This window comes from Thauera carbonicopians (genome assembly GCF_025699485.1).
In the GTDB taxonomy this organism is placed as follows: domain Bacteria; phylum Pseudomonadota; class Gammaproteobacteria; order Burkholderiales; family Rhodocyclaceae; genus Thauera.
On record NZ_JANUXN010000012.1, the window covers coordinates 1 to 22329 of the forward strand.

General features: G+C 66.0%; 21 protein-coding genes. 13 read left to right on the plus strand and 8 right to left on the minus strand.

Annotated features, from left to right (window positions below):
* Window positions 1-207: 207 nt before the first annotated feature.
* From acuR to NX068_RS14520, 7 genes are read left to right on the plus strand one after another with little or no spacing between them, the layout of a single operon-like run.
* Window positions 208-846: an acrylate utilization transcriptional regulator AcuR gene (gene acuR / locus NX068_RS14490; RefSeq protein ID WP_263461965.1), complete on the plus strand. Its 639-nt coding sequence runs from the start codon at window positions 208-210 to the stop codon at window positions 844-846.
* A 47-nt stretch (window positions 847-893) separates the two neighbouring features.
* Window positions 894-1877 (plus strand): acrylyl-CoA reductase (NADPH), encoded by a 984-nt coding sequence (acuI, locus tag NX068_RS14495; protein WP_263461966.1) that lies wholly within the window; start codon window positions 894-896, stop codon window positions 1875-1877.
* Between the two features lie 47 nt (window positions 1878-1924).
* Window positions 1925-2503, plus strand: a complete 579-nt coding sequence (locus NX068_RS14500; RefSeq protein WP_263461967.1) for a peroxidase-related enzyme — start codon at window positions 1925-1927, stop codon at window positions 2501-2503.
* A gap of 49 nt (window positions 2504-2552) precedes the next feature.
* The gene (locus NX068_RS14505) at window positions 2553-3314 is read left to right on the plus strand and encodes a DUF169 domain-containing protein (protein WP_263461968.1); all 762 of its coding nucleotides are present in this window, start codon (window positions 2553-2555) and stop codon (window positions 3312-3314) included.
* On the plus strand, window positions 3314-4225 hold the full coding sequence (locus tag NX068_RS14510; RefSeq protein WP_263461969.1) for an AEC family transporter: 912 nt from the start codon (window positions 3314-3316) through the stop codon (window positions 4223-4225). The genes NX068_RS14505 and NX068_RS14510 overlap by 1 nt, the downstream gene beginning before the upstream one ends.
* Window positions 4226-4260: 35 nt before the next feature.
* On the plus strand, window positions 4261-4719 hold the full coding sequence (locus NX068_RS14515; protein WP_263461970.1) for a PaaI family thioesterase: 459 nt from the start codon (window positions 4261-4263) through the stop codon (window positions 4717-4719).
* The gene (locus NX068_RS14520; RefSeq protein WP_263461971.1) at window positions 4716-5972 is read left to right on the plus strand and encodes a YbfB/YjiJ family MFS transporter; all 1257 of its coding nucleotides are present in this window, start codon (window positions 4716-4718) and stop codon (window positions 5970-5972) included. The genes NX068_RS14515 and NX068_RS14520 overlap by 4 nt, the downstream gene beginning before the upstream one ends.
* On the opposite strand, the gene NX068_RS14525 is transcribed toward NX068_RS14520, so the two are convergent.
* Window positions 5921-6658 (minus strand): sulfite exporter TauE/SafE family protein, encoded by a 738-nt coding sequence (locus tag NX068_RS14525; RefSeq protein ID WP_263461972.1) that lies wholly within the window; start codon window positions 6656-6658, stop codon window positions 5921-5923. The genes NX068_RS14520 and NX068_RS14525 overlap by 52 nt on opposite strands.
* 83 nt (window positions 6659-6741) lie before the next feature.
* Here NX068_RS14525 and NX068_RS14530 point away from each other — a divergent pair, with 83 nt between their 5' ends.
* Complete coding sequence (locus tag NX068_RS14530) at window positions 6742-7656, plus strand: LysR family transcriptional regulator (RefSeq protein ID WP_263461973.1); 915 nt, start codon at window positions 6742-6744, stop codon at window positions 7654-7656.
* Between the two features lie 115 nt (window positions 7657-7771).
* Here the strand turns inward: NX068_RS14530 and NX068_RS14535 are convergent, their stop codons facing one another.
* Window positions 7772-8398, minus strand: a complete 627-nt coding sequence (locus NX068_RS14535) for a DUF5610 domain-containing protein (RefSeq protein ID WP_263461974.1) — start codon at window positions 8396-8398, stop codon at window positions 7772-7774.
* A 190-nt stretch (window positions 8399-8588) separates the two neighbouring features.
* On the opposite strand from NX068_RS14535, the gene NX068_RS14540 reads away from it, so the two are divergent.
* Genes NX068_RS14540 through NX068_RS14550 form a run of 3 tightly spaced genes read left to right on the plus strand, consistent with a single transcriptional unit; the run spans window position 8589 to window position 13801 of the window.
* The gene (locus NX068_RS14540) at window positions 8589-9704 is read left to right on the plus strand and encodes a patatin-like phospholipase family protein (protein WP_263461975.1); all 1116 of its coding nucleotides are present in this window, start codon (window positions 8589-8591) and stop codon (window positions 9702-9704) included.
* A 10-nt stretch (window positions 9705-9714) separates the two neighbouring features.
* Window positions 9715-12678 carry a hypothetical protein gene (locus NX068_RS14545; RefSeq protein ID WP_263461976.1) on the plus strand — a complete coding sequence of 988 codons (2964 nt, stop codon included), beginning with the start codon at window positions 9715-9717 and terminating at the stop codon, window positions 12676-12678.
* A 13-nt stretch (window positions 12679-12691) separates the two neighbouring features.
* Entirely contained in the window at window positions 12692-13801 is a 1110-nt protein-coding gene (locus NX068_RS14550) for a ComEC/Rec2 family competence protein (protein ID WP_263461977.1), read from the plus strand.
* A gap of 135 nt (window positions 13802-13936) precedes the next feature.
* Here NX068_RS14550 and NX068_RS14555 read toward each other — a convergent pair whose 3' ends face one another.
* Window positions 13937-15010 (minus strand): AraC family transcriptional regulator, encoded by a 1074-nt coding sequence (locus NX068_RS14555; protein WP_263461978.1) that lies wholly within the window; start codon window positions 15008-15010, stop codon window positions 13937-13939.
* 158 nt (window positions 15011-15168) lie between these two features.
* On the opposite strand from NX068_RS14555, the gene NX068_RS14560 reads away from it, so the two are divergent.
* On the plus strand, window positions 15169-16350 hold the full coding sequence (locus tag NX068_RS14560; protein WP_263461979.1) for an isovaleryl-CoA dehydrogenase: 1182 nt from the start codon (window positions 15169-15171) through the stop codon (window positions 16348-16350).
* Between the two features lie 16 nt (window positions 16351-16366).
* Complete coding sequence (locus NX068_RS14565; protein ID WP_263461980.1) at window positions 16367-16969, plus strand: 2-hydroxychromene-2-carboxylate isomerase; 603 nt, start codon at window positions 16367-16369, stop codon at window positions 16967-16969.
* A gap of 3 nt (window positions 16970-16972) precedes the next feature.
* On the opposite strand, the gene NX068_RS14570 is transcribed toward NX068_RS14565, so the two are convergent.
* The 5 genes from NX068_RS14570 to NX068_RS14590 form a co-directional block, all read right to left on the minus strand.
* A complete protein-coding gene (locus NX068_RS14570) occupies window positions 16973-17749 on the minus strand; it encodes an SDR family NAD(P)-dependent oxidoreductase (protein ID WP_263461981.1) in 777 nt (258 codons plus the stop codon).
* A gap of 18 nt (window positions 17750-17767) precedes the next feature.
* Window positions 17768-19084, minus strand: coding sequence for a TRAP transporter large permease (locus NX068_RS14575; RefSeq protein ID WP_263461982.1), 1317 nt, complete (start codon window positions 19082-19084; stop codon window positions 17768-17770).
* A gap of 78 nt (window positions 19085-19162) precedes the next feature.
* Entirely contained in the window at window positions 19163-19687 is a 525-nt protein-coding gene (locus NX068_RS14580) for a TRAP transporter small permease subunit (RefSeq protein ID WP_263461983.1), read from the minus strand.
* A gap of 2 nt (window positions 19688-19689) precedes the next feature.
* Complete coding sequence (gene dctP / locus NX068_RS14585; protein WP_263461984.1) at window positions 19690-20772, minus strand: TRAP transporter substrate-binding protein DctP; 1083 nt, start codon at window positions 20770-20772, stop codon at window positions 19690-19692.
* Window positions 20773-20820: 48 nt separating this feature from the next.
* Entirely contained in the window at window positions 20821-22326 is a 1506-nt protein-coding gene (locus NX068_RS14590; RefSeq protein ID WP_263461985.1) for a class I adenylate-forming enzyme family protein, read from the minus strand.
* Between the last annotated feature and the right edge of the window lie 3 nt (window positions 22327-22329).

A 22329-nucleotide genomic window follows, 5' to 3' on the forward strand; every position in this document is an offset into this window, starting at 1 on the left:
ATGCATTGATGGAGCCAGCGACGAAGCATGCTTAGAAATGATTCAGCACCGATGAAAGCGATTTATTCAGCGCTTCCTTAAAGCGTGCATGTTCGCCGGGATAGATCAACCCACGTAATGCAGGCTCGACGCGGAGTTTGGGCGCGCGCGTGCGGCCTGATGATTTTTCCGCTTGATTTTACGAGACGATCGGTTTAATGTTGTCGCATGGATGTCAAACAACACACCCCTCGTCGCCGCGGCAGGCCGCCCAGGCAGCGTGAGAACCTGACCGAGACGCGCGAGCTGTTGCTGCGCGCGGGTCTGGAAGTGCTCACCGAGAAGGGGTTTTCCGCCACCGGCATCGAGGAGATCCTCGGCCGCGTCGGCGTGCCGAAAGGCTCCTTCTATCATTACTTCGGCAGCAAGGAGGCGTTCGGCCTCGACCTGATCGAGCGCTATGGGCTGTTCTTCGCCCGCAAGCTGGATCGCCATTTCGGCAATCCGTCGCTGGCGCCGCTGGAGCGCCTGCGTTCGTTCGTGGCCGATGCGATGGACGGCATGGCGCGCTACGAATTTCGCCGCGGCTGCCTGATCGGCAATCTCGGCCAGGAGATGGGCGCGCTGCCGGAGAGCTTCCGCGACCGGCTCAAGGAGACGTTCGAGGATTGGCAGGCGCGTCTGGCGGCCTGCCTTCGCGAAGCGCAGCAGGCCGGGGAAATCGCCCCGGATGCCGACACCGAACAGCTCGCGGTCGTGTTCTGGATCGGCTGGGAGGGCGCGGTGTTGCGTGCCAAGCTCGAGCGCAGTGCGAAGCCGCTCGAAGTGTTTGCAGGGTTTTTCTTCGCCAGCCTGGCAGCAGGCTGATTTTTTCGACCATCACTAGACAGTCGGTCTAAATGGAGGAGGATGACATGTTCAAGGGCATCTTGATCGAGCGGGACGAAGCCGGTTATCGCGCCGGCGTGAAGGACATCGACGAAGCGCAACTGCCCGAGGGCAACGTCACGGTGCGGGTCAGCCATTCGACGATCAACTACAAGGACGGCCTGGCGATCACCGGCAAGGGGCCGGTGGTGCGCAAGTTCCCGATGGTGCCGGGCATCGACCTGGCCGGCGTGGTCGAGGACAGCAGCCACCCGGACTACAAGGCCGGCGAGGCGGTGGTGCTCAATGGCTGGGGTGTTGGTGAGACCCACTGGGGCGGGCTGGCGCAGAAGGCGCGGCTGAACGGCGACTGGCTTGTGCCGCTGCCCTCGTCCTTCACGCCGCAGCAGGCGATGGCGATCGGCACCGCGGGTTATACCGCGATGCTGTGCGTGCTGGCGCTGGAGCGGCACGGCGTGAAGCCGGCGGATGGCGAGATCCTCGTCACCGGCGCGGCGGGCGGCGTCGGCAGCGTCGCCGTCGCGGTGCTGGCGAAGCTGGGCTACACGGTGGTGGCGATGACCGGCCGGCCGAACGATGCCGACTACCTGAAGGCGCTCGGTGCCACCGAGGTGATCGACCGCGCCGACTATGCCGCGCCCGGCAAGCCGCTGGGCCGCGAGCGCTGGGCCGGTGCGGTCGACGTTGCCGGCAGCCATGTGCTGGCCAACGTCTGCGCGACGACGAAGTACCGCGGCGTGGTGGCGGCCTGCGGCCTGGCGGCGGGCATGGACCTGCCGGCGAGCGTCGCGCCCTTCATCCTGCGCGGCGTGACCCTGGCGGGCGTCGACAGCGTGATGTGCCCGCGTGCCGACCGCCTGGTGGCGTGGCAGCGCCTGGGCAGCGACCTGGACGTGACCAAGCTCGGCCAGATCAGCCGTGAAGTCGGCCTTGCCGAAGCGATCCCGCTGGCCGAAAGCATCCTGAAGGGCGAAGTGCGCGGCCGCGTCGTCGTGGACGTCAATCGATAAAAACCTGCAGCGCCCGAAATCTGCCTCATCACTCGAAGGAGAAGTACATGACTCAAGCACAACAGGCCGCAGTGAGCCGTTTCCCGGTCCCCGCACTCGAGGACATGCCCGAGGACATCCGCGAGCGGATCGTTGCCGTCCAGGAAAAAGCCGGTTTCGTTCCCAACGTGTTCCTGACCCTGGCCCACCGCCCGGACGAGTTCCGCGCTTTCTTCGCCTACCACGATGCCCTGATGGAAAAGCCCGGCAACCTGAGCAAGGCCGAGCGGGAGATGATCGTGGTGGCGACCAGCGCGGTGAACCAGTGCCAGTACTGCGTGATCGCGCACGGTGCCATCCTGCGTATCCGCGCGAAGAATCCGCTGATCGCCGACCAGGTTGCGACCAACTACCGCAAGGCCGACATCAGCGAGCGGCAGAAGGCGATGCTCGATTTCGGCATGAAGGTGTCGCAGGCGGCCCAGCTGGTCGGCGAGGCCGACTTCGAGGCGCTGAAGGCGCACGGCTTCACCGATGACGACATCTGGGACATCGCCGGTATCGCGGCCTTCTTCGGCATGTCCAATCGTATCGCCAACGTCACCAGCATGCGGCCCAACGCAGAGTTCTACTCGATGGGGCGCTAAACTCCGGGGCCGGCGCGTTCAGCGCCGGTCATCGCTTTGGGGAGGCAGGATGAGCGTCGATTGGAAAAGCAGGGCTGCGGAGCTGGAGCAGTTGCTCAAGCTCCGCAGCTTCGTCTTCGGCATGAAGCTGTACGAAAGCCGGGCCGAGATGGAGGCCATCCCCAAGATCCGGCGTCCAGCGTCAGTGCACAACCTCGATCAACTCGTCGCGCAGGCCGCCAGGCTGGGCTGGACGGTCGGTGTCACCGCGGAGAATCTCTACGGCCCGCAGTGCCGTTCGGTCGTCGGCCTGGGCAATGCCAAGGATGCCGAATGGCGCAGCGGCGAGTTCATGGTCGGCCACTGGTTCAAGACGGCTGCGGATGCAGCCGCGCACCAGGCGGCGATGCACTGCGTGGAGGACGGCAAGTACGAGGCGCTGGCGATTTCGCCGCTTGCCGGCGGCCGGCTCGACCCGCCCGACATCGTGCTGTTCTACGCCACGCCGGGGGCGATGATGTACTTCATCAATGGCTTGCAATGGAGCGGCTACCGGAAGTTCGACTGGTCGGTGGTGGGGGAATCCGCCTGTGCGGACTCCTGGGGGCGCGCGCTGAGAACCCGCGAACCGAGCCTGTCGATTCCCTGTTTCGCCGAGCGGCGCTATGGCGGCGTGCTGGACGATGAAATGCTGATGGCGCTGCCGCCGGATCATCTGGACAAGGCCATCGAGGGCATGAAGGCGCTTGCGCGCAACGGCTTCCGCTATCCGTTCCCGCAGTACGGGATCCAGCAGGACGTGCGTGCCGGCATGGGGGCGAGTTACGCCTGATGAGCGACATCCTCTTTTCGCTGTGGCCGCTCTTCGTCCTGATCGTGATCGGCCACCTGATGCAGCGCTCCGGTTTTCCCGGCGCAGGATTCTGGCCGGGCGCGGAGCGCTTCAACTACTTCGTGCTGTTTCCCGCGCTGCTCTTCAGCAGCCTCAGCGGCGCGCCGCTGAACAGCCCGGCGCTGCCGCGCCTGCTCGTCGTGCTGGTGATCGTGCTGGGCGTGGTCACGGCCGGCCTGCTCGTCGCCCGCCGCATCAGGCAGTGGCCGGCAGCCCGCTTCGGTGTCCAACTCCAGGGCCTGCTGCGCTTCAACACCTATCTCGGCATTGCGGCCGTCAGCGGGCTGTACGGCAAGGAAGGCATGGTGTTCGCCGCGGTGATCCTGGCGGTGCTGGTGCCGGCGGTGAACGTGTTGTCGGTGCTGGCGCTGTCGGCCGACAAGAGCGGGAGCGTGATGTCGCTGCTGGTGCCGGTGATCAGGAATCCGCTGATCCTGGCCTGCCTGGCAGGAGCGCTGTTCAATCTTTCCGGGCTGGAGCTGAAATGGGGCACGGACAGGCTGCTGACCCTGCTGGCGAACACCAGCCTGCCGCTGGGCCTGCTGTGCGTGGGGGCGGCGTTGAAGCTCGAGGAACTGCGCGGGCAGGGTGGCGCGCTGCTCGGCAACAGCCTGATCCGGCTGCTCGTGGTGCCGGCGGTCGCATTCCTGAGTGCCAGGGTTCTGGCGCTGCCCGCAATCGAAACCGCCGTCGTCGTGTTGTTCTTTGCCTTGCCCACCGCCCCGTCGGCCTACGTGCTCACGCGGCAGCTAGGGGGTGACAGCCACCTGATGGCCGGCCTCATCACCTTTCAGACCTTGCTGTCCGCAATCAGCCTGCTGCTGGTGATGGCGGCGCTTGCGCAGATGTAGAGCGACCCGATGGGTCTCATGCCAGAGAAAACGAAATGAGCATTGCATTCCAGTATTTCTATGCCGAGAAGTTCAGCCATTGCTATGGATGTGGCAGGAACAATCCGGCAGGGCATCATCTGAAGAGCCATTGGGATGGCGACGAAACGATTGCCCGCTTCCTGCCGAAGCCCGAATACAGCGGCGGCGTTCCGCATCACGTTTATGGCGGCCTGATCGCATCCCTGCTGGATTGCCACGGTGCGGCTTCCGCGGCGGCGTTTGCCCATCGGGCCCAGAACCGTGAAATGGGGTCGGAAGGCGAGCCCATCCGGTACGTCACCGCATCCCTGAAGGTCGACTTCCGCCGGCCCACGCCGATGGGCACCGAGCTCGTCATCAAGGGGAAGCTGCGCAGCATGGAAGGCCGAAAGGTGTGGGTGGATCTCACGCTGTCGGCAGATGGCGAGGTGTGCGCAACGGGGGAAATGCTGGCGGTCCGGTATCAGCAATGAAGCCTTCCTTCGGCTGCTCCATCACGGCTGGACTGCCTTCGTCGGCGCCGTCGCCGCAGGTGATCATCCTTATCGGCCTGGTCGCGCTGGCGATCGCGATGGGCGTCGGCCGGTTTGCGTTCACGCCGATGATGCCGCTGATGCTGCGCGACGGCAGCCTCGATGCGGTGACGGGCACGGAGTGGGCCACGGCCAATTACTTCGGCTACCTGCTGGGCGCGCTGAGCGCGTCGTGGTTCGCGGGCAGCCCGCGGCGAGGGCTTCAGATCGGGCTGGTCGGGGTGGCCGTGACGACGCTCGGGATGGTCTGGGGCGATGCCGGGCTGCCGTGGCTCGGCATGGCGCTTCGGGCCAGCGCGGGCATCTTCAGCGCCTGGGTGCTGGTCTGCGCCAGTGGCTGGTGCCTGCCCGAACTGAGCCGTCAGCATGCGACCTCGCTCGGCGGATGGATGTATACCGGAGTCGGCCTGGGTATCGCGGGAACGGGTGTCCTGACCTGGCTGGGCGGCGGGCAGAGCGCCGTGGTGCTTTGGGCAGAACTCGGGCTGCTCGCCGTCCTCGGTGCCGCGTATGTCCTGCGGAAGCTTCCGGAGTCGTCCACCGCTGCGGCGCCATCGGGTGCCTCCGCTCCGCCAAAGCCGGCGTCGTCGACTGCCGGGCGCGGTAACCTCGGCGTGGTGCTGTGCTACAGCGCGTTCGGCTTCGGCTACATCATCCCCGCGACTTTCCTGCCGACGATGGCGCGGCAGCTGGTGGCCGACCCGCTCGTCTTCGGGCTCACCTGGCCGATCTTCGGCACGGCGGCGGCACTGTCGGTTGCCTTTGCCTCGCGCTGGCTGCATGGCTGGTCGCGCCGGAAGGTCTGGGCGATTGCCCAGGGCGTGATGGCCGTGGGCACCTTTCTGCCCTTGCTGCAGCAGTCGCTGTGGGTGCTGGCGGGGTCGGCGGTGCTGGTTGGCGGCACCTTCATGGTCACGACCATGGCGGGTCTTCAGCTGGCGCGCGAGCGCATGCCCGATAATCCGACGGCTCTTCTCGCGCGCATGACCGCCGGTTTCGCGGCAGGCCAGATCGCCGGCCCGCTGCTGGTGCGGCTCATCGGCGACTCCCGGATCGCCGGCTGGGATGCCCTGAGCTGGGCCAGCGCCATTGCAACCGTGCTGTTGGCGGGCACGGCGCTATCGCTGTGGCTTGGCAGCCGTCACAGCGACCGTCCGGCCATCACGAGCCCCAGCAGCAGGAAGACGCCGTAAAGCACGCGCTGGAACTGCATCGGGTCCAGGCGACCCCGTAGCCGCGCGCCCGCCCACAGCCCTGCAAAGGCGGCGATGAATGCCGTCGCGCATGCCGGAGCGTTGGCGGTCCAGTCGGCCAGGTTTGCGCTCCCCAGCCGCAGCATCAAGGCCACGGTCGCCAGCATGAAGCTGATGCCCATCGCCTGGATGAAGGCGTCCCTGGGCAGCTTCAGCGCCTGCAGATAGGGCACCATGGGGATCACGAAAACGCCGGTCGCGGCGGTCACCAGCCCTGTCGCCGAGCCGGCGACGCCGCCGGCGAGCCGGGCATGGCGCCCGAGCTCGGGGAGCGCAGGCCGGGCAAGCCCCCAGATGCCGTAGATCACCAGCACGAGCCCGAGGACCAGCGAGGCGCGTGCGCCGGGGATATCGATCGCCGAGATCGGGCTGAACAGGGCTGCCAGCAGCAGGCCGGCCCACATCGGCCACAACTGGCGCGCAAGCATCGCCCAGTGCGGGCCTGTGCATTGGGCGACGTTCGTCGCCAGCGAAGGCAGCACCATCAGCATCGCCGCTTCCGCCGGCGGCATCAGCAGGCCGAGCAGCGCCATCGAGACCGTGGGCAGTCCCATGCCCGAAACGCCCTTGACCGCGCCGGCCGCCAGGAACACTGCGGCAACGATGATGAGAGATGTGGTTTCCATGAGGTGATGATCGGAGGCGGGAGGCCTGCTGTCGATCACGCATCGGCGATGGTATCTTTCGTCGAAATCGAAGGATGAGGCCGATGATGAAGCGAAGTGGTGTGGCTCCCTATCGCATTTCCACGTTTGATCTTCATCTGTTTGCCGCTGCCGTCGAGGCAGGATCGATCACGCGCGGCGCCGATGCCATGCACCTTTCGCTGGCGGCGGCCAGCGCGCGCCTGCAGAAGCTGGAACATGCCCTGGGTACCGCCTTGCTGCATCGTTCCAAGCTCGGTATCCGGATGACCGATGCAGGGCGCACCCTGTTGCGGCATGCTGGCCGTCTCGAGCGCGAACTGGAGATACTGCATGCGGAGATGGCCGCCCATGCGCACGGCATTCGCAGCACGATACGGCTGGTTTGCAATACCGCGGCGATGACCGAGTATCTGCCGCCGCTCATCGGGCGCTTTCTCGCCGGGCACGCGGACGTGGATATCGACCTGCGCGAACTCGGCAGCCAGGATGTGCTGCTGGCCATGCGGCAGGAGCAGGCCGACATCGGCATCGTCGCCGATTACGTTGAAACCGAAGGGCTGCATACCCGCATGTTCGTAAAGGACGACCTGGTTGCAGTCTTTCCGTCGGCTGCATCCTGGCCGGCGGGTGCCGACGTGCACTTCGCCGATCTGCTCGAACATCCTTTCGTCGGCCTGCCGGCCGAGAGCGGCTTGAGCCGCTTCCTGCAGGGACGAGCGCTGCAGTACGGCAGGGGGCTTCATTACCGGGTCCGGGTGCGTAGTTTCGAAGCGGTGGTCAGCCTGGTCGCGGATGGTGTCGGCATCGCCATCGTGCCGGCCGCCGCCGCTCGGCGCCTGGCTCATGCCCGCATCGGAATGGCGCGGATCGCGGACGCCTGGGCGGCCAGAAGCTTGCTTCTATGTACTGCGGGCGGGACGAAACCCGAAGGGCGGGCAGCGCAACTGTTCGACTTCCTTGCCCGGCACGGCGATTGACGGCCGCTGCGCGGATTGCAGCGGATTCGTCCTGCCGTGTTGCCGCCGGCTGGCATCGCTGGCGGGTGGCCGCTGATGCCCGCGACGCGGTGTCGAGGGCCTCGTCAAAGTGTGTTCAGGCCTTTGGCGCCGGCTTGGCAGCCTCATCCGTCTGCTGCTGCGCTCCGGTTTCGGCAGCCGGCTTCAACCTGGCGGCGAGGAAGTCGTCGAAGCCCTTCGAGACCAGTTCGTAGGTCTTCATGATGCCGTTCTCGATGTCGCTGCCGCCGAGCACGCCCAGCCCGTCGAGGATGTCGCGCGCTTCCTTGAAGCCCTTTTCGAAGCCGCCCCGCACCAGGTCGGTGAAGTTGCGGGCGAGTTCTTCGGGGTCCTTGCCGGGGTGCTGCGCCGCGTAGGCGTCGAAGAAGCCGGTGGCGAAGCTCAGGATGCGTTCGGCGGTGGCCTCGGGCGAGTTGTCCTGTTCCATCGCCTTGCCGATGACGTCCACGTTCTGCCCCGGCGCCAGCACTTCGTTCAGGTGGTCGATGGCCGAGCGGTAGAGCAGGGCGAGGGAGTCGTTGCCGGCCTTGATCGAGACCTGCAGCGATGCGGTGATGATCGCGGCGTTCTGTTCGTGGCGTACGGTTTCCGCGCTTGCCATGCGGCTGCTGCCTTCGCTGCGTTGTGCGCTCTTCGCCGCCTGAGGGGCCTGCGTTGCGCTGCTTGCCGTTGTCTGGTTGATACCGCTGCCTGTCGTTGCCATGGTGCTCTCCTCCGTTTGCCTCGGGCGTGACTCCAGCCGTCGCCACACTAAGGGATTAACGGCTGGCTGCAGGGAAACTTTATGCCGCGAAGGCTTGGCTTGCGATTACCCGGCAGCCTGGGTGCGTTGTGCCTATATTGTGGATACATGCTCGTGAAACTGCATTTGCAATCCAACCGGGAGCGCTGGCATGAATGCGGAGAACGCACTGAAGATCGGTCTGGCGCTGTCCGGCGGCGGATTCCGGGCAACGCTCTTCGGGCTCGGCAGTTTGTGGCGCCTGAATGAGGCCGGCTTGCTCGGGGGGCTGGCGCGGGTCACCAGTGTGTCGGGCGGCTCGATTCTGGCGGGGATCCTGGCGCACGGATGGCGTCGGCTCGATTTCAGCGCTGGCCGCGCCGGCAACTTCGAGGCGGTCGTGGCGCAGCCCGTTCGCCAGTTCTGTAGCCGGTCGATCGACATCAAGACCGCCTTGCTCGGCCATCTCGTGCCGTTCAAGACATCCGGCGAGTTTCTCGCCGACCGTTACGCCGATGACCTGTTCGGCGAGACGTTGCTGCGGTCGCTGTCGGATCCGAACCAGGAACAGGCGCCGCGCTTCATCTTCTACGCTACCAACATGCAGACCGGGCGCAGTTTCCGCTTCCGCCAGGACTATGTTGCCGACTATTACCTCGGCATGTCCCGCAGCACGGATGTCAGGCTGGCGGATGCCGTGGCGGCGTCGAGCGCTTTTCCGCCGATCTTTTCTCCGGTGGTCGTGAAGACCGATCCCGGTGCCTGGGAGAAGCCGCAGCACGAGTTGCCTAATCTGGAAAAGCTGCGCCGGCGCATCGTGCTTGCCGATGGCGGGATCTACGACAACATGGGCCTGGAGGCCTTGCTCGAGGGCCTGGACATCGTCCTGGTCAGCGATGCCGGGGCGCCGTTCGAGATCGATGAATCGCCCTTCGAGGATGATCTGCTGCAACTGGGCAGGGTGCGCGACATCCTGATCGACCAGACTCGCGCGCTGCGCAAGCGCTGGCTGGTCGATGACTTCCAGGCCGGGCGGCGGCGAGGCGCTTACTGGGGAATCGGCACCCGGATCGAGGCTTACGGCGATCCTGGCGCGATCACTGCCGACAACGCAATCACCGCCGTGCTCGAGAAGATCCCGACACGCCTGAAGAAGTTCGAGGCGCGCGAGCAGGGCCGCCTGATCAACTGGGGTTATGCACTTGCCGACGTTGCCTTGCGCAGGCGCGCACGCCTGGACGTTGCGGCGGCGCAGGGCTGGCCGGTGCCCGAGTGGCCGCTGAACTGAGGCTGCAGCCATGACCAACCGCCACGGCCTCGCCGCCTGGAGCCTGGAAGTCGACGATGCGCGCTTCGCGCAGGCCTGTGCGGCGCTCGGCATCTTGAATGCTGCTGCCCGCCGCCAGCGCCGCCGCCGCATCGACCTGCTGGAGCAGCTTGCCGCCAAGCGGACGGAGGTGCATCGAATCGCAGACATCGCAGCCGTGTTCCGCAGCATGCGCGACGGCGACAAGACCCTGGACTGGGAGATGCCTGCGCTGGCGGGGCTGGCGCGATTTCCATCCGCAAGCGTGCTGGCCGCAGCGTGGCAGAAGTACGTCGACGACGCGCCCTGGGGCACGCGCATCGCGGTGAAGAGCCGGGGACGCCGCTGGGGTGGGTTGCTGCCCATGTTGCGCACCTTGCAGCAGGCGCCGGTGGACGCCGGCAGCGTGTTCGTCGCCGATGCCTTCGCCTGGGACGGACAGGTCGATTGGCAGTTGCCATTCAGCTTCGCCGCCTTGCCGGACGATCCGCTGGCCGATGCCTTCTCGGACTTCCGTACCTATTGGCGGGAGCCGTGGCCGTACCGCTTCTGCGTGGCGGACCGTTCGCAGGCGCGAGTGGAGATGCTCGTGTTCAGCGGACCGCTGCGGCATGTGGCGGGCCAACTGCTGGCGAAGGGAGTGAGGTGCCGGGCGGCGCTCGTATTGCTGCTGGGTGGCATCGACGATGATGCCGACGTCGAGGACGTCGCGCGCATCGTGGCCCGCGAATTGTCGGCAGAGGGTGTGGTGTGCGTCACGCCGCCAGCCGAAGCGGAACCTGATTGGGAGATGCAGGCGCTGGTGCGCCTGGGTGATGAGCTGACCCATGACCGCCCGCTCGACGTGGCGCTGCCGATGGCTTTCGGGGAGGGCGTGATCGCTTTCCTGAGCCGTGACCTCGTTCAGCTCAGCCATCTCTCGAACTCGGTGGACCGGATCGCGGGGCGCCTGAAAGCCTTGCCGCCAGATGCATCGCTGGTGGTGAGCGAGCGCTCGCTGGATGATCTGATCCATGTTCCCGACTTCGTCGACACCTTGGAAACTGCGGAGCCGAGAGAAGGGCTGGCAGGCGCCAGCCCTCCGGAAGAGGGAGGCGCGCCGGCCATGGCGGACGCCCTGCGCAAGGTCTCGCCGAAAATACTGGCCAGGAACATCAGCGGATCGCGGGGAGCCTACGGCTACTACCGCGAGTCCGACGAGGCCTCCTCGCTGACGGAGGTGACCAACGAGGTGAGGAAGCATGAGGCCGCCCGAGCTGCCGAGCAGCCCGAGACGCGCTACGTGCAGCACAGCTTCTGGCGCACGGAGGCAGGCGAACTGGTCGAGGAGCGTCAGCGCCTGATCGTGGGCACCACGGTGATGCTGCGCGTGCGCATCGGACCGCCGGACGAACGCTGGCAGGCTGCGCCAGAACCCTTTCCGGCACATGAGCTGCCGCGCAATCGGCGCCGCCACCGCCTGCAGATCGTGTTCCACGAGCCGACCCAGCTCGACGCGCCGATGGTGGAGGCACTCTGGCTGCCCGGTTCGGGGCCGAGCAGCGTGGCCGAGTTCGTGTTCACGCCCCGCGAGCCCGCGGCATTCCAGGCCCGGATCGCCGTGCTGCACCGGGGGCGCGTGCTGCAGACGGTATTGATCCATACCCGTGTCGTGCCGCAGGGTGTGCGGGCCGGCGCAGGGGAGGGCATCACGCAGCGGATCGAGGCGCGGGTGCGCGAGCACTGGAGCGACCTGGGCACCCGGCGCCAGTTCGACGCGTCCTTCGTCCTCAACCAGACGAATGCCGAGCGGCCGTTGCTGACCGGCGTTGCCGGCAAGCGGGCCTGGGCCACCGACCTTGGCGGCATCAGGGAGCCGGTCGATACCATCAACCAGTTGCTGTCGGAGGTCGCCTACAGCGTGGCCGACTACAGCGGAGGCCTGACCCAGGGCGACAACCTGAAGCTGTTCTACAAACTGGCCCGGGTGGGGAGCGACCTCTATTCGGTGCTGGTGGCCGACCATCTGCAGCAGTTGCGCAATGGCGGAATGGATGTGGAGGAAGCCACCCATATCCAGATCATCAGCACCCGCGCCGACGAAGTGGTGCCTTTCGAGTTCATCTACCAGTATCCGCCGCCGGACGACGAGGGCAGCGTCCGTTTTTGCCCCGACGCGCTCGAAGCGTTGAAGTCTGGCGCCTGTCCCGGCCATTGCGACGGGCAGCAGGAGCCGGGACGGCATGTGTGCCCGATGGGCTTCTGGGGCTTGCGCAAGGTCATCGAGCGGCACATCTACAGTCCGGCGGTCAGCGGCAGGCCCGACGGCGCGGAGTTGATCGTCCAGGCGGAGCCTGCCGGCGACCGGGTGCGTCTGCAGCTCGATCAGCCTGCCCTGGTGGCTTACAGCAAGGAGGTGAAGCACGGCGAAGTGAGCCCCGTCATCGCAATCCTTGCGGCGCACCTGAACGGGCGCGTGCAGGAGGTGAAGGACTGGGACGAATGGAAGGCCACCGTCACCGGAAGCCGTCCGACGCTGCTGGTGGCGTTTCCGCACAACACCGGCGACAAGCAGGACATCGCGCTGGAGATCGGCGGCAAGGCCTTCAAGACGCTGCGCCTGCCGCGTGAATATGTGCACGTCGACGGCCCGTATCCGCTGGTGATGCTGCTCGGCTGCGACGTGTCCAGCACCGCCCAGCAGTATGCGAACCATATCCGCTATTTCCGCCAGGCCGGGGCGGCGGTGGTCATCTCGACCATCGCGACCGTGTTCGGGCCACATGCGGTGAAGGTGGGCGAGAAGCTGATCGAGGGCCTGCTGTCGATCAGCGGGCAGGCGGACGACGCGCCTGGCGCGAATACCGAAACATGCCTTGGCGAAGCCTTGCGGGCGGCCAAGCGCCAGGCCTTGCTCGACAGCCTGCCGATGGCGCTCTGCGTGGTCGCCTTCGGCGATGCCGATTGGCGGCTTTGAAAGGGAGCCATCCATGGCGGAACAGGATTTTTTCCGCATCGAACTGCTGCCCGCCCTGCATGGCGACTGCCTGCTGGTGGAGTACGGAAACGCTTCGCGCACACGGCGAATGCTGATCGACGGCGGCCCGATCGGCGGCTACAAGCACCTCGATGCGCGCCTGAACGCGCTTCCAGCGGGCGACCGCCGGTTCGAACTGGTGGTGATGAGCCATGTGGATACCGACCACATCGAGGGTATCGTGCGGCTGTTCGCCAACCTCCCCGTTCCCATCCGCGTGATCGACATCTGGTTCAATGGCTGGAGCCATCTGCAGCCGGGCAGGCAGGTGCTGGGCGGCAAGCAGGGCGAGTTCCTGAGCGCGCTGATCGTCCGCCGCTTCCGGCTGGACCAGTGGAACCACGCGTTCGGCGGCAAGGCCGTGGTGGTGCCGGATGACGGACCCTTGCCGGAGCACACGCTCGCCGACGGCATGAAACTGACCCTGCTGTCGCCGACGAACGCAAGGCTGGACAGGATGCGGACGAAGTGGAAGAAGGATCTCGGCCCGGAAGTGGTGCCCGGCGACCTGGATGCAGCGTGGGCAAGGCTGGCCGCACGCAAGGTCTATCTGCCCGGGCAGGGGCTGCTGGGCAGCACGCCCGAGCTGGACAAGCTGCTCGAGCGCCAGCTCAAGATCGACGGTGCCGCCCCCAACGGCAGCTCGATCGCTTTCCTGGCCGAATACGGCGGCAAGTCATGCCTGTTCCTGGCCGATGCCCATCACGAGGTGATCGCGGCTTCGATCACGCGCCTGCTGAAACAACGCAGCCAGAAAACGCTTCATGTCGACGCGGTGAAGGTGGCGCACCATGGCAGCGCGGGCAACATCAGCGACAAACTGCTCTCCCTGATCGACAGCCCGCGCTTCCTGATCAGCACCAATGGCGCCCAGTTCGGCCACCCCGATGCCGAGGCCGTGCAGCGCATCATCGCCCGTTCGGTGCATCAGCCGCCCATGCTGTGCTTCAACTATGACTGCGACACCACCCGCCCCTGGGCGTCGCCGGAAAAGCAGGCCGAACTCGGCTATGTCGCCGAATACAATCCGGTGCCGGACAAACCTTATGTGATCGAGCTGTGACCGGGGGGCAGGCGCAGCGCCGGATTTCGTTATCCGCCGGTGGCCGCGGGACGATATTCCGGCCGGCTTCGGCAGTGTGTCAGCGGCGCCGGGAACGGAGAAGGAATCCGGGGAGAGGGGGGATTTCGCCCATCCTCATTTGCGTTCCCGTTGGGCCGGCTCCATGGGGTCTTGTCGCATTTCGCTCGGCGCTGTCCCCGTCCAGGTCCGGAATGCCCGCGCAAAGCTCTTTTCGCTGTCGAAACCGACCGCGGCGGCGATTTGCTTGATCGGCTTCTTCGTCTGCAGCAGCAGGCGGACGGCGTGTTCGCGGCGGGCTTCGTTCTTCAGCCGCTGCAACGACACGCCTTCGTCCTTCAGTTGCCGGTGCAGGGTGCGCACCGACAGGTTGAGCCGGGCGGCGACATCCTCGGCGGTATGGGCGGCGCCGGGCGCGGCGTTCAGAATCTGCGCGACGCTGTGCACCAGCAGGCGGTCGCGGCGGTATTGCAGCACGGTGAGCGGCAGCGCGCGCTGCAGCATCGCCTGCAAGGCGCGCTCGTCGCGGCGTACCGGCAGCGACAGGTAGCGGGCGTCGAAGCCGAAGCCGGCGGTGTCGGCGTCGAAATGCAGTCGGCAGGGGAAGAGGTGGGGGTAGGCGTCGGCATGGCGCGGCGCCGGGAAGGGAAAGCGGGTTTCCGTCAGCGCGATGCGCGAGTCGATCAGCCAGCTCGCGTAGCCCAGCAGGTAGCGCAGCGTGGTGACCAGGCAGAATTCGCGCAGTTCGCCGAGTTCCACGTTCTCGACGACGCGGACCGCCGCGGTGCCGCGCTGCTGGCTGCCCGTCTGGCTGAATTCGAACACGATGTCCTCGGTCAGCAGGCGATGGTGGCGGCACCAGCGCTTGAGCGCCACTTCCAGCGTGGGCGAGGTGAGCGAGGCACGGCACAGCATGCCGTAGCTGCCCCAGGGCAGGCGGCGCGAGAACCAGCCCAGCGCTTCGTCGTCCAGCGCCTGCATGGCGATGCCCGAGATGGTTTCCATCTGTGCGGCGGTGACGTGCGCATCGGGGTCGTCGAGCAGACTGGTGGGAATCTGCGCCTGGCGCAGGGCGCTGTCCGGATCCATCCCCCGGCGCAGGTACGCGGTGACGATCGCGCGGATGAAGGCGGTCGGTGTGGCGGCACGGCCCAGCGTAAGCTCGGCGGGTGAGGGAGTGATGATCTTCATGACTGGAAATACTAGACAAGGTGGCAGGATCTGCAACCCTGATGGCAGTTGTCGGGCATCGTGAGGGGCTAATCTCGCTTCATCTTCAGGCGTTCGCCGTCCATCATTGGAACCTGCGGCCAGCCCTGGCGCCAGGACAAATCGAGAAGGAGACACCCATGAACGTGCCCAGCCTTAACTTCAACCTCGGCGAGACCATCGACGCGCTGCGCGACACGCTGCAGGCTTTCTGTGCGGCCGAGATCGCCCCGCGTGCGGCCGAGATCGACCGCGTCAACGAGTTCCCCGCCGAGCTGTGGAAGAAACTCGGCGACCTCGGCGTGCACGGCATGACGGTCGGCGAGGAGTACGGCGGCACCGACATGGGTTATCTCGCCCACATCGTCGCGATGGAGGAGATCTCGCGTGCGTCGGCCTCGGTGGGCCTGTCCTACGGTGCGCACTCCAACCTGTGCATCAACCAGATCCGCCGCAACGGCACCGAGGAGCAGAAGCAGAAGTATCTGCCCAGGCTGATTTCCGGCGAGCACGTCGGTGCGCTGGCGATGTCCGAGCCCAATGCCGGCTCCGACGTGGTGTCGATGAAGCTGCGTGCCGACCGCAAGGGCGACCGCTTCATCCTCAACGGCAGCAAGATGTGGATCACCAACGGCGGCGATGCCGACACCCTGGTGGTCTATGCCAAGACCGACGTCAATGCCGGCCCGAAGGGCATCACCGCCTTCATCGTCGAGAAGGACATGAAGGGCTTCTCGTGCGGCACCCACCTCGATAAGCTCGGCATGCGCGGCTCCAACACCTTTCCGCTGTTCTTCGACGACGTCGAAGTGCCGCTCGACAACGTGCTCGGCGGCGAGGCCAACATCGGCCGCGGCGTGCAGGTGCTGATGTCAGGTCTCGACTACGAGCGCGCGGTGCTGTCGGGCGGCCCGCTCGGCATCATGGCGGCGTGCATGGACGAGGTCGTGCCCTACATGCACGAACGCAAGCAGTTCGACACGCCGATCGGCGAATTCCAGCTGATGCAGGGCAAGATCGCCGACATGTATTCCACCTGGTCGGCCTGCCGCGCCTACGCCTACGCTGTCGGCCAGGCCTGCGACCGCGCCGACCACGCCCGCACGCTGCGCAAGGATGCGGCCGGCGTGATCCTCTACACCGCCGAGAAAGCCACCTGGATGGCGGGCGAGGCGATCCAGGCGCTGGGTGGCGTCGGCTACACCAACGAATACGCCGTCGGCCGCCTGTGGCGCGACGCCAAGCTGTACGAGATCGGCGCCGGCACCAGCGAGATCCGCCGCATGCTGATCGGCCGCGAACTGTTCGGCGAAACGCGCTGACAGGGAGGGCCGGAACATGGCTGAGCCGATCGATTTCTACTTCGACTTCTCCTCCCCCTACGGCTACTTCATGGCCGAGCAGATCGACGCCCTGGCGGCTGCTCATGGCCGCAGCGTGCGCTGGCGGCCGTTCCTGCTGGGAGCGGTATACAAGGTCACGGGCGACGTGCCCCTGCCTTCGAAACCGCTCAAGGGCGATTACTCGAAGCACGACTTCGAGCGCTCGGCCCGCTTCCTCGGTCTGAGCTGCCGCATTCCCGATGTCTTTCCGATCGGCACCCAGATCGCCGCGCGTGCCTTCTACTGGCTGGAAGACCGTGATGCCGCTGCGGCCCGCCGCTTCGCCCTCGCAGCCCTGCGCGCCTATTTCGTAGACGGGCGCGACATCTCGCAGCAGGATGCGGTGCTGGACATCGCTGCCGCCCACGGCGCCGACCGTGCGGCGCTGGTCGAGGCACTTGCCGGCGACGCGATCCGCAACCGTCTCAAGGACGAATGCGCCCAGGCCATTGCCCGTGGCGTGTTCGGCTCACCTTTCGTCATCGTCGATGGCGAGCCCTTCTGGGGTGTGGACCGCGTGCCGCAGATAGTGCGCTGGCTGGAAACGGGCGGGTTCTGACGCTCAGATGCGCATCCTGCCGGTCTGTGTCATGCCGGCCGCCATGTAGCCGCCGTCGACGGTGAGCGTTTCGCCGTTGACGTAGGATGCTGCGGGTGATGCCAGGTAAGCGATGGCCTCGGCAATGTCCTGGGGTGTGCCGCGGCGGCGTGCGGGCACCATCGCCAGAATGTTTTCCCAGGTTTCCTCCGAATAGGTGCCCAGCGTCATCGGCGTCTCGATCGCGCCGGGTGCGATCGCATTCACTGTTACGCCGAGCGGCCCGAGTTCCAGCGCGAACTGGCGGGTCAGGCCGATGATGGCGGCTTTGGAGGTACCGTAAGCAGTGCGTCCGATGCCGGCGCGCAAGCCGGAAACCGACGTGAGGTTGATGATCCTGCCGTAGCCGCGTTCTGCCATGCCGCGTGCGGCACGCTGGCTGGCAAGAAAGGTGCCTGTGACATTGACGCGCATGACCCTGTCCCAGCTCTCCGGGGAAAAATCCAGCAGTGGCTCCACCAGCATCAGCCCCGCACTGTTGATGAGGATGTCGATGCCGCCGAGTGCTGCCTCGGCGCGATCGAAGCCGGCGGCAATCGAGGCCGCGTCGCCAACGTCCATCGCCATGCCGATTGCTTTGGCACCGGCGGCGGTGATTTCCTGCGCAACCGTGCTGGCCTTGTCCGCGTCCCGGTCGGTCACGGCGAGCCGTGCGCCGCGCTGGGCAAGTGCCAGCGCGGCCGCTCGCCCGATGCCCGACCCGCCTCCGGTCACGAGGGCCGTACCGTAATTCTTGGGCATGTTCGTCATCCTCCTGTCTCAGCGGCCCATCATGGTGTCGGGCAGCCAGGTCGTGATCACGGGGAAGGCGAACAGGATGACCACGGTGAACAATTCCATGACGACGAACCATTGCGCGCCACGGAAGATGTCGGTCAGTGAAGTGCTGCGGTCGATGCCGGCAATGACGAAACAGTTGAGCCCCACCGGCGGTGTCATCAGGCCGATTTCGCACATCTTCACGCACAGGATGCCGAACCAGATCGGATCGAAGCCGAGGCCGGCGACCGTCGGGAAGACGATTGGCAGCGTGATGACCATCATCGAAAAGGCATCGAGGAACATGCCGAGCGGTATATAGGCCAGCAGCAGGACCGCAACGATCAGCGTGGGCGAAATGCCACTCTGCACGATCGCTTCCGAGATTGCCTGCGGGATCTGCACCAGCGTCAGGAAGTAGCTGAAGATGCCGGCGCCGATCATCGTGAACAGAATCATGACCGTGGTCGTTGCCGTGCTGCGGAAGCTGTCGAGCAATCGTGTGCCGAGTGTTGCGCGGGCGACGCGGGAAAAGAGCAGCATCAGCAGCGCGGCGAATGCCCCGACCGCCCCCGCCTCGGTCGGCGTGATGAGGCCGAGATAGATGCCGCCGAGTACGAGCAAAAACAGAACAAGCACTTGCCAGGCCTGCCCGGTCGAGCGGATTCGCTCACTCCACGGCGAACGTGGACTGCGTGCTTCCTTGTTCATGCCTCGTCGGCCGATGAAGGCGACGCCGGCCATGAAGACGAGCGTGGTCAGGATGCCGGGCACGAAGCCGGCGATCAGCATCTTGCCCGCCGAAACCTCGGTCAGCGCAGCGTAGAAGATCAACAGCACCGACGGCGGAATCAGCACGCCGAGAACGCCGCCCGCAGCGACCGAGCCTGCCGAGAGGCGAGGGTCGTAGCCCGCCTTCTTCATTTCGGGGAGGGCGACGGCACCGACGGTGGCCGCGGTGGCGACCGATGAACCCGAGGTGGCGGCAAAGCCGGCCGAAGTGAGGATGGTGGCGATGGCCAGCCCTCCGGGCATATGGCCGACCCATTTGCGTGCGACGTCGAAGAGCCGCTTGCCGACCTGGGCGTGATGGGCGAAAGCGCCCATCAGGATGAAGAGGGGGATGACGGTCAGCGTGTAGCTTGCCGTGGTCGAAAAGGGCAGGGATTTCATCCGGTTGAGAAGGAAGTCGAGGTTTTCGACCATGACGATGCCGAACGCGCCCGACAGCGCGAGAGCGGCAAATACCGGCGTGCCGAGGGCCATGAGCAGAAGGATCAGCCCGACGGCGATAGTGGTGATGAGGGTGACGTCCATGACGGTTCCTGGGGGGTGATGCCACCGGAATGTGGGTGCGGCGGGGGCACGGGACCCTTGGGATCCCGTGCCCGCCGTTCAGTGGGTGACGGAGGTGACGCTCACGCGGCGCTGCGGGGGCAGGCGGTCGAGCGCGATGAGGGCGGCGTGGATGAGCGCCTGCAGCGCGGCGAACCAGAGTCCGACGGCGACGATGACCTTGGCCCACCAGACGGGCATTTGCACGGCGCCCCAGCGGAACTCGAAGATCGAAACCGAATAGGCGGCTTCTTTCGTCGCAGGCCATGCGAGCAGGGCGAAGGTCAGTCCCGCGAAGACCCAGCCGAGTGCGGTGAATTGACGGCCAAGGGGCTGCGGCAGCCGCTCGGTCAGCAGGGTCACGCGGATATGCCCGTCGTCGAGCAGGGTCGCGCCCAGCCCCATGAACACGACCATTGCCATCGACAGCTCCGAGAGCTCGAAGAGTCCCGGAACCGTGCGCCCGCTGAAGGCGCGGGCAAAGACATCGATGGTGATGGCCAGCATCATGAAGGCGAGGAAGGCGAGCGCCACCCAGCTCATCGCGTGCGCGATGCGCGTCAGCAGGCGGTCGAGGGCGGACATGTTTACAGGCTCGCCGCGATTTCGATCGGCCGCTTGAGCTTGCCCGAGGGCGCATGCCTGGCGATCGCCTGCTCGATCACGTCCTGCATGGCCTTGCCATCGATGCGATTGGGTCTGGCAACCTCGTCGACCCACTTGTCGACCTGGGCAGGCTGGACGATGGCTCGTGCGTGCTCTTTCTCGGCATCGGGAAGCGAAGTGAACTTCACCCCTTCGGCCAGCGCCTTCTTGACGTAATCGGTCAGCACACCTTCATAGATCTCGGCGAACTTGCCGGCGTAGAGTTCGTTGGCGAGATCGGTGCAGATCTGCTGGTTGGCCGGGGACAGCTTCTCCCATGTCCGCTTGTTCATCACCGTGAGTGCGGGAGCATGAGCGCCGTCGCCGATGTCGTAGAAGTTGGGCGCGATTTCATGCAGCTTGTACGCCACTGCAGTGACGAAGTCGAAACCGTAAACGCCGTCGAGCACGCCGCGCTCGAGCGATTGGTAAACCTCGCCTGCGGTCATCGGTACCGCAATGCCGCCGAGCCGCTCGATGACGTCGGTGGCAACGCCGTAGGCGCGGATCTTCTTGCCCTTCAGGTCGGCCAGCGACGAGATCGGCCTGCGCATCACCAGCGGCGCATAGTTCCAGTTGGTCCAGTACAGCACCTTGCACTTGTGGCGCTGTTCCCATTCCTGGCGCAGCGGCTCGAAGTTGTCGTAGGTGTCGCGGCAGACCTGCTGCAGGGTGTCGGCGCGATCGACGCGGAAGTACCATTCGAGCCCCCGCGTCACCGGCATCTCGGCCTGGTAGTAGCCCGGCGAGATGATGGTGATTTCCGAGGTGCCGTCACGCACGGCGCCGAGATGCTCGCCGGCCTTGTTGAGGCTGCCGGCCCAGTAATATCTCACCGAGATCTCGCCCTGGGAGCGCTTCTGGAGTTCTTCGAGGAACCAGCGGTCGATCCACGAGGGCCCCGCGCTCTCGGTGACATAGCTGTCGAACTTCATCGAGGTACGGGCCTGGGCCAGGCCCGGCAGGCCCAGCATGCCGGCGCCGGCAAGCGCGCCGCCGGTCTTCAGAAAATCACGTCTTTTCATGGTCTCCTCCTTGGTTTTTGCTGCGGGTGTCTTTCCCGTCGGTCGTTGTCAACGTGTGGTGCGAAGGGCTGCGTGCCGCAATTCGGTCTTCAGGATCTTGCCGTAGCTGTTCTTGGGCAGTTCGGTGGCGAAGACATAGCGCTTCGGCCGCTTGAACGAGGCGATCTGCTGCCGGCACCAGCTGTCCAGCTCCGCTTCGGTCACGTGCAGGCCCGGCTGCGGCACGACGTGGGCGACCACCTGTTCGCCCCATTCCGGTTCCGGTTCGCCGATCACGGCAACCTCGAAGACGGCCGGATGGCGCAGGAGCGCTTCTTCCACCTCGCGCGGATAGATGTTGGTGCCGCCGGAGATGATCAGATCCTTGGAACGGTCGGTCAGGTACAGGAAGCCGTCTTCGTCGAAATGGCCGAGGTCGCCGGTGTGCAGCCAGCCGTCGTGCAGGGTTTCCGCGCTCGCTTCGGGGTTCTGCCAGTAGCCGAGCATCACCGTCGGCCCCTGCACGCAGATTTCGCCGGTATGGCCCGCGGGCAGTTCGGCGCCGTCCGGGCCGAGGATCGCGAGCCTCACGCAGCCTGCGGCATGGCCCACGGAGTTCCGGCGGGCGCGCCAGCGCGAATGGCTCTGGTCCGCGACCAGCTTGCGCGGCAGGACCGAGATCGTCATCGGGCTTTCGCCCTGGCCATAGATCTGCACGAAACGCGGCCCGAACACCTCCAGCGCCTCGTCGATGTCATTGGCGTACATCGGGCCGCCGCCGTAGGTGATCGTGCGGATGCCGGAGCCGTCGTAACCCGTCGCCCGGGCCGCGGCGATGAGGCGCTTGATCATGGTGGGCGCGGCGAAGAACACGAGATTGCCCTTGCTCTGGGCGAGCTGGATGATCTCGGCGCAGTCGAAACCCCGCGATGCGGGCACCAGATGCGCTCCGGCCGCGCGGATCTGCGCGAACATGTAGAGCCCCGCGCCGTGCGACATCGGCGCAGCATAGAGCATGTGGTCGCCGGGGGCGGGCGTATCGACGTCCAGGCTGTAGCACAGAGTCATGTTCCGCAGGTTCTCATGGCTGAGCATGACGCCCTTGGGTTTGCCGGTCGTGCCCGAGGTGTAGAACAGCCAGGCGATGTCCTTGTCGCCGGCCGGGCGTGGCGCCGTCACCGGCGCGCCTTTGGCGACGGGGGCCGAGAGCGCCTCCTCGACGAAACCGGCGTGGCCGGAAAAGGCATTGCCCTGGTCGGTGAGGACGAGACGTGCGCCCGCGTTGGAGATGATCCATTCGGCCTCGGCCGGATGCAGCTTGTAGTTGACCGGCACCACGACCGCACCGATCCACCAGCAGGCGTGCAGCACCTCGATGTATTCCGGCGCGTTCTGGCTGAAGAGCGCGACTCTGTCTCCGGGGCCGATGCCGTGCCGGTCGGCAAAATGGCGCGCGCGGTCGCAAACCGCCTTGAGCAGTCCCGCGTAGTTGTGGGTCAGGCGGACGCCGTCGAAAATCGCGGGGTTGTGCGGCCAGGCAAGCGCTGCCTGATGAAGCCAGTTGGCGATGTTCATGCG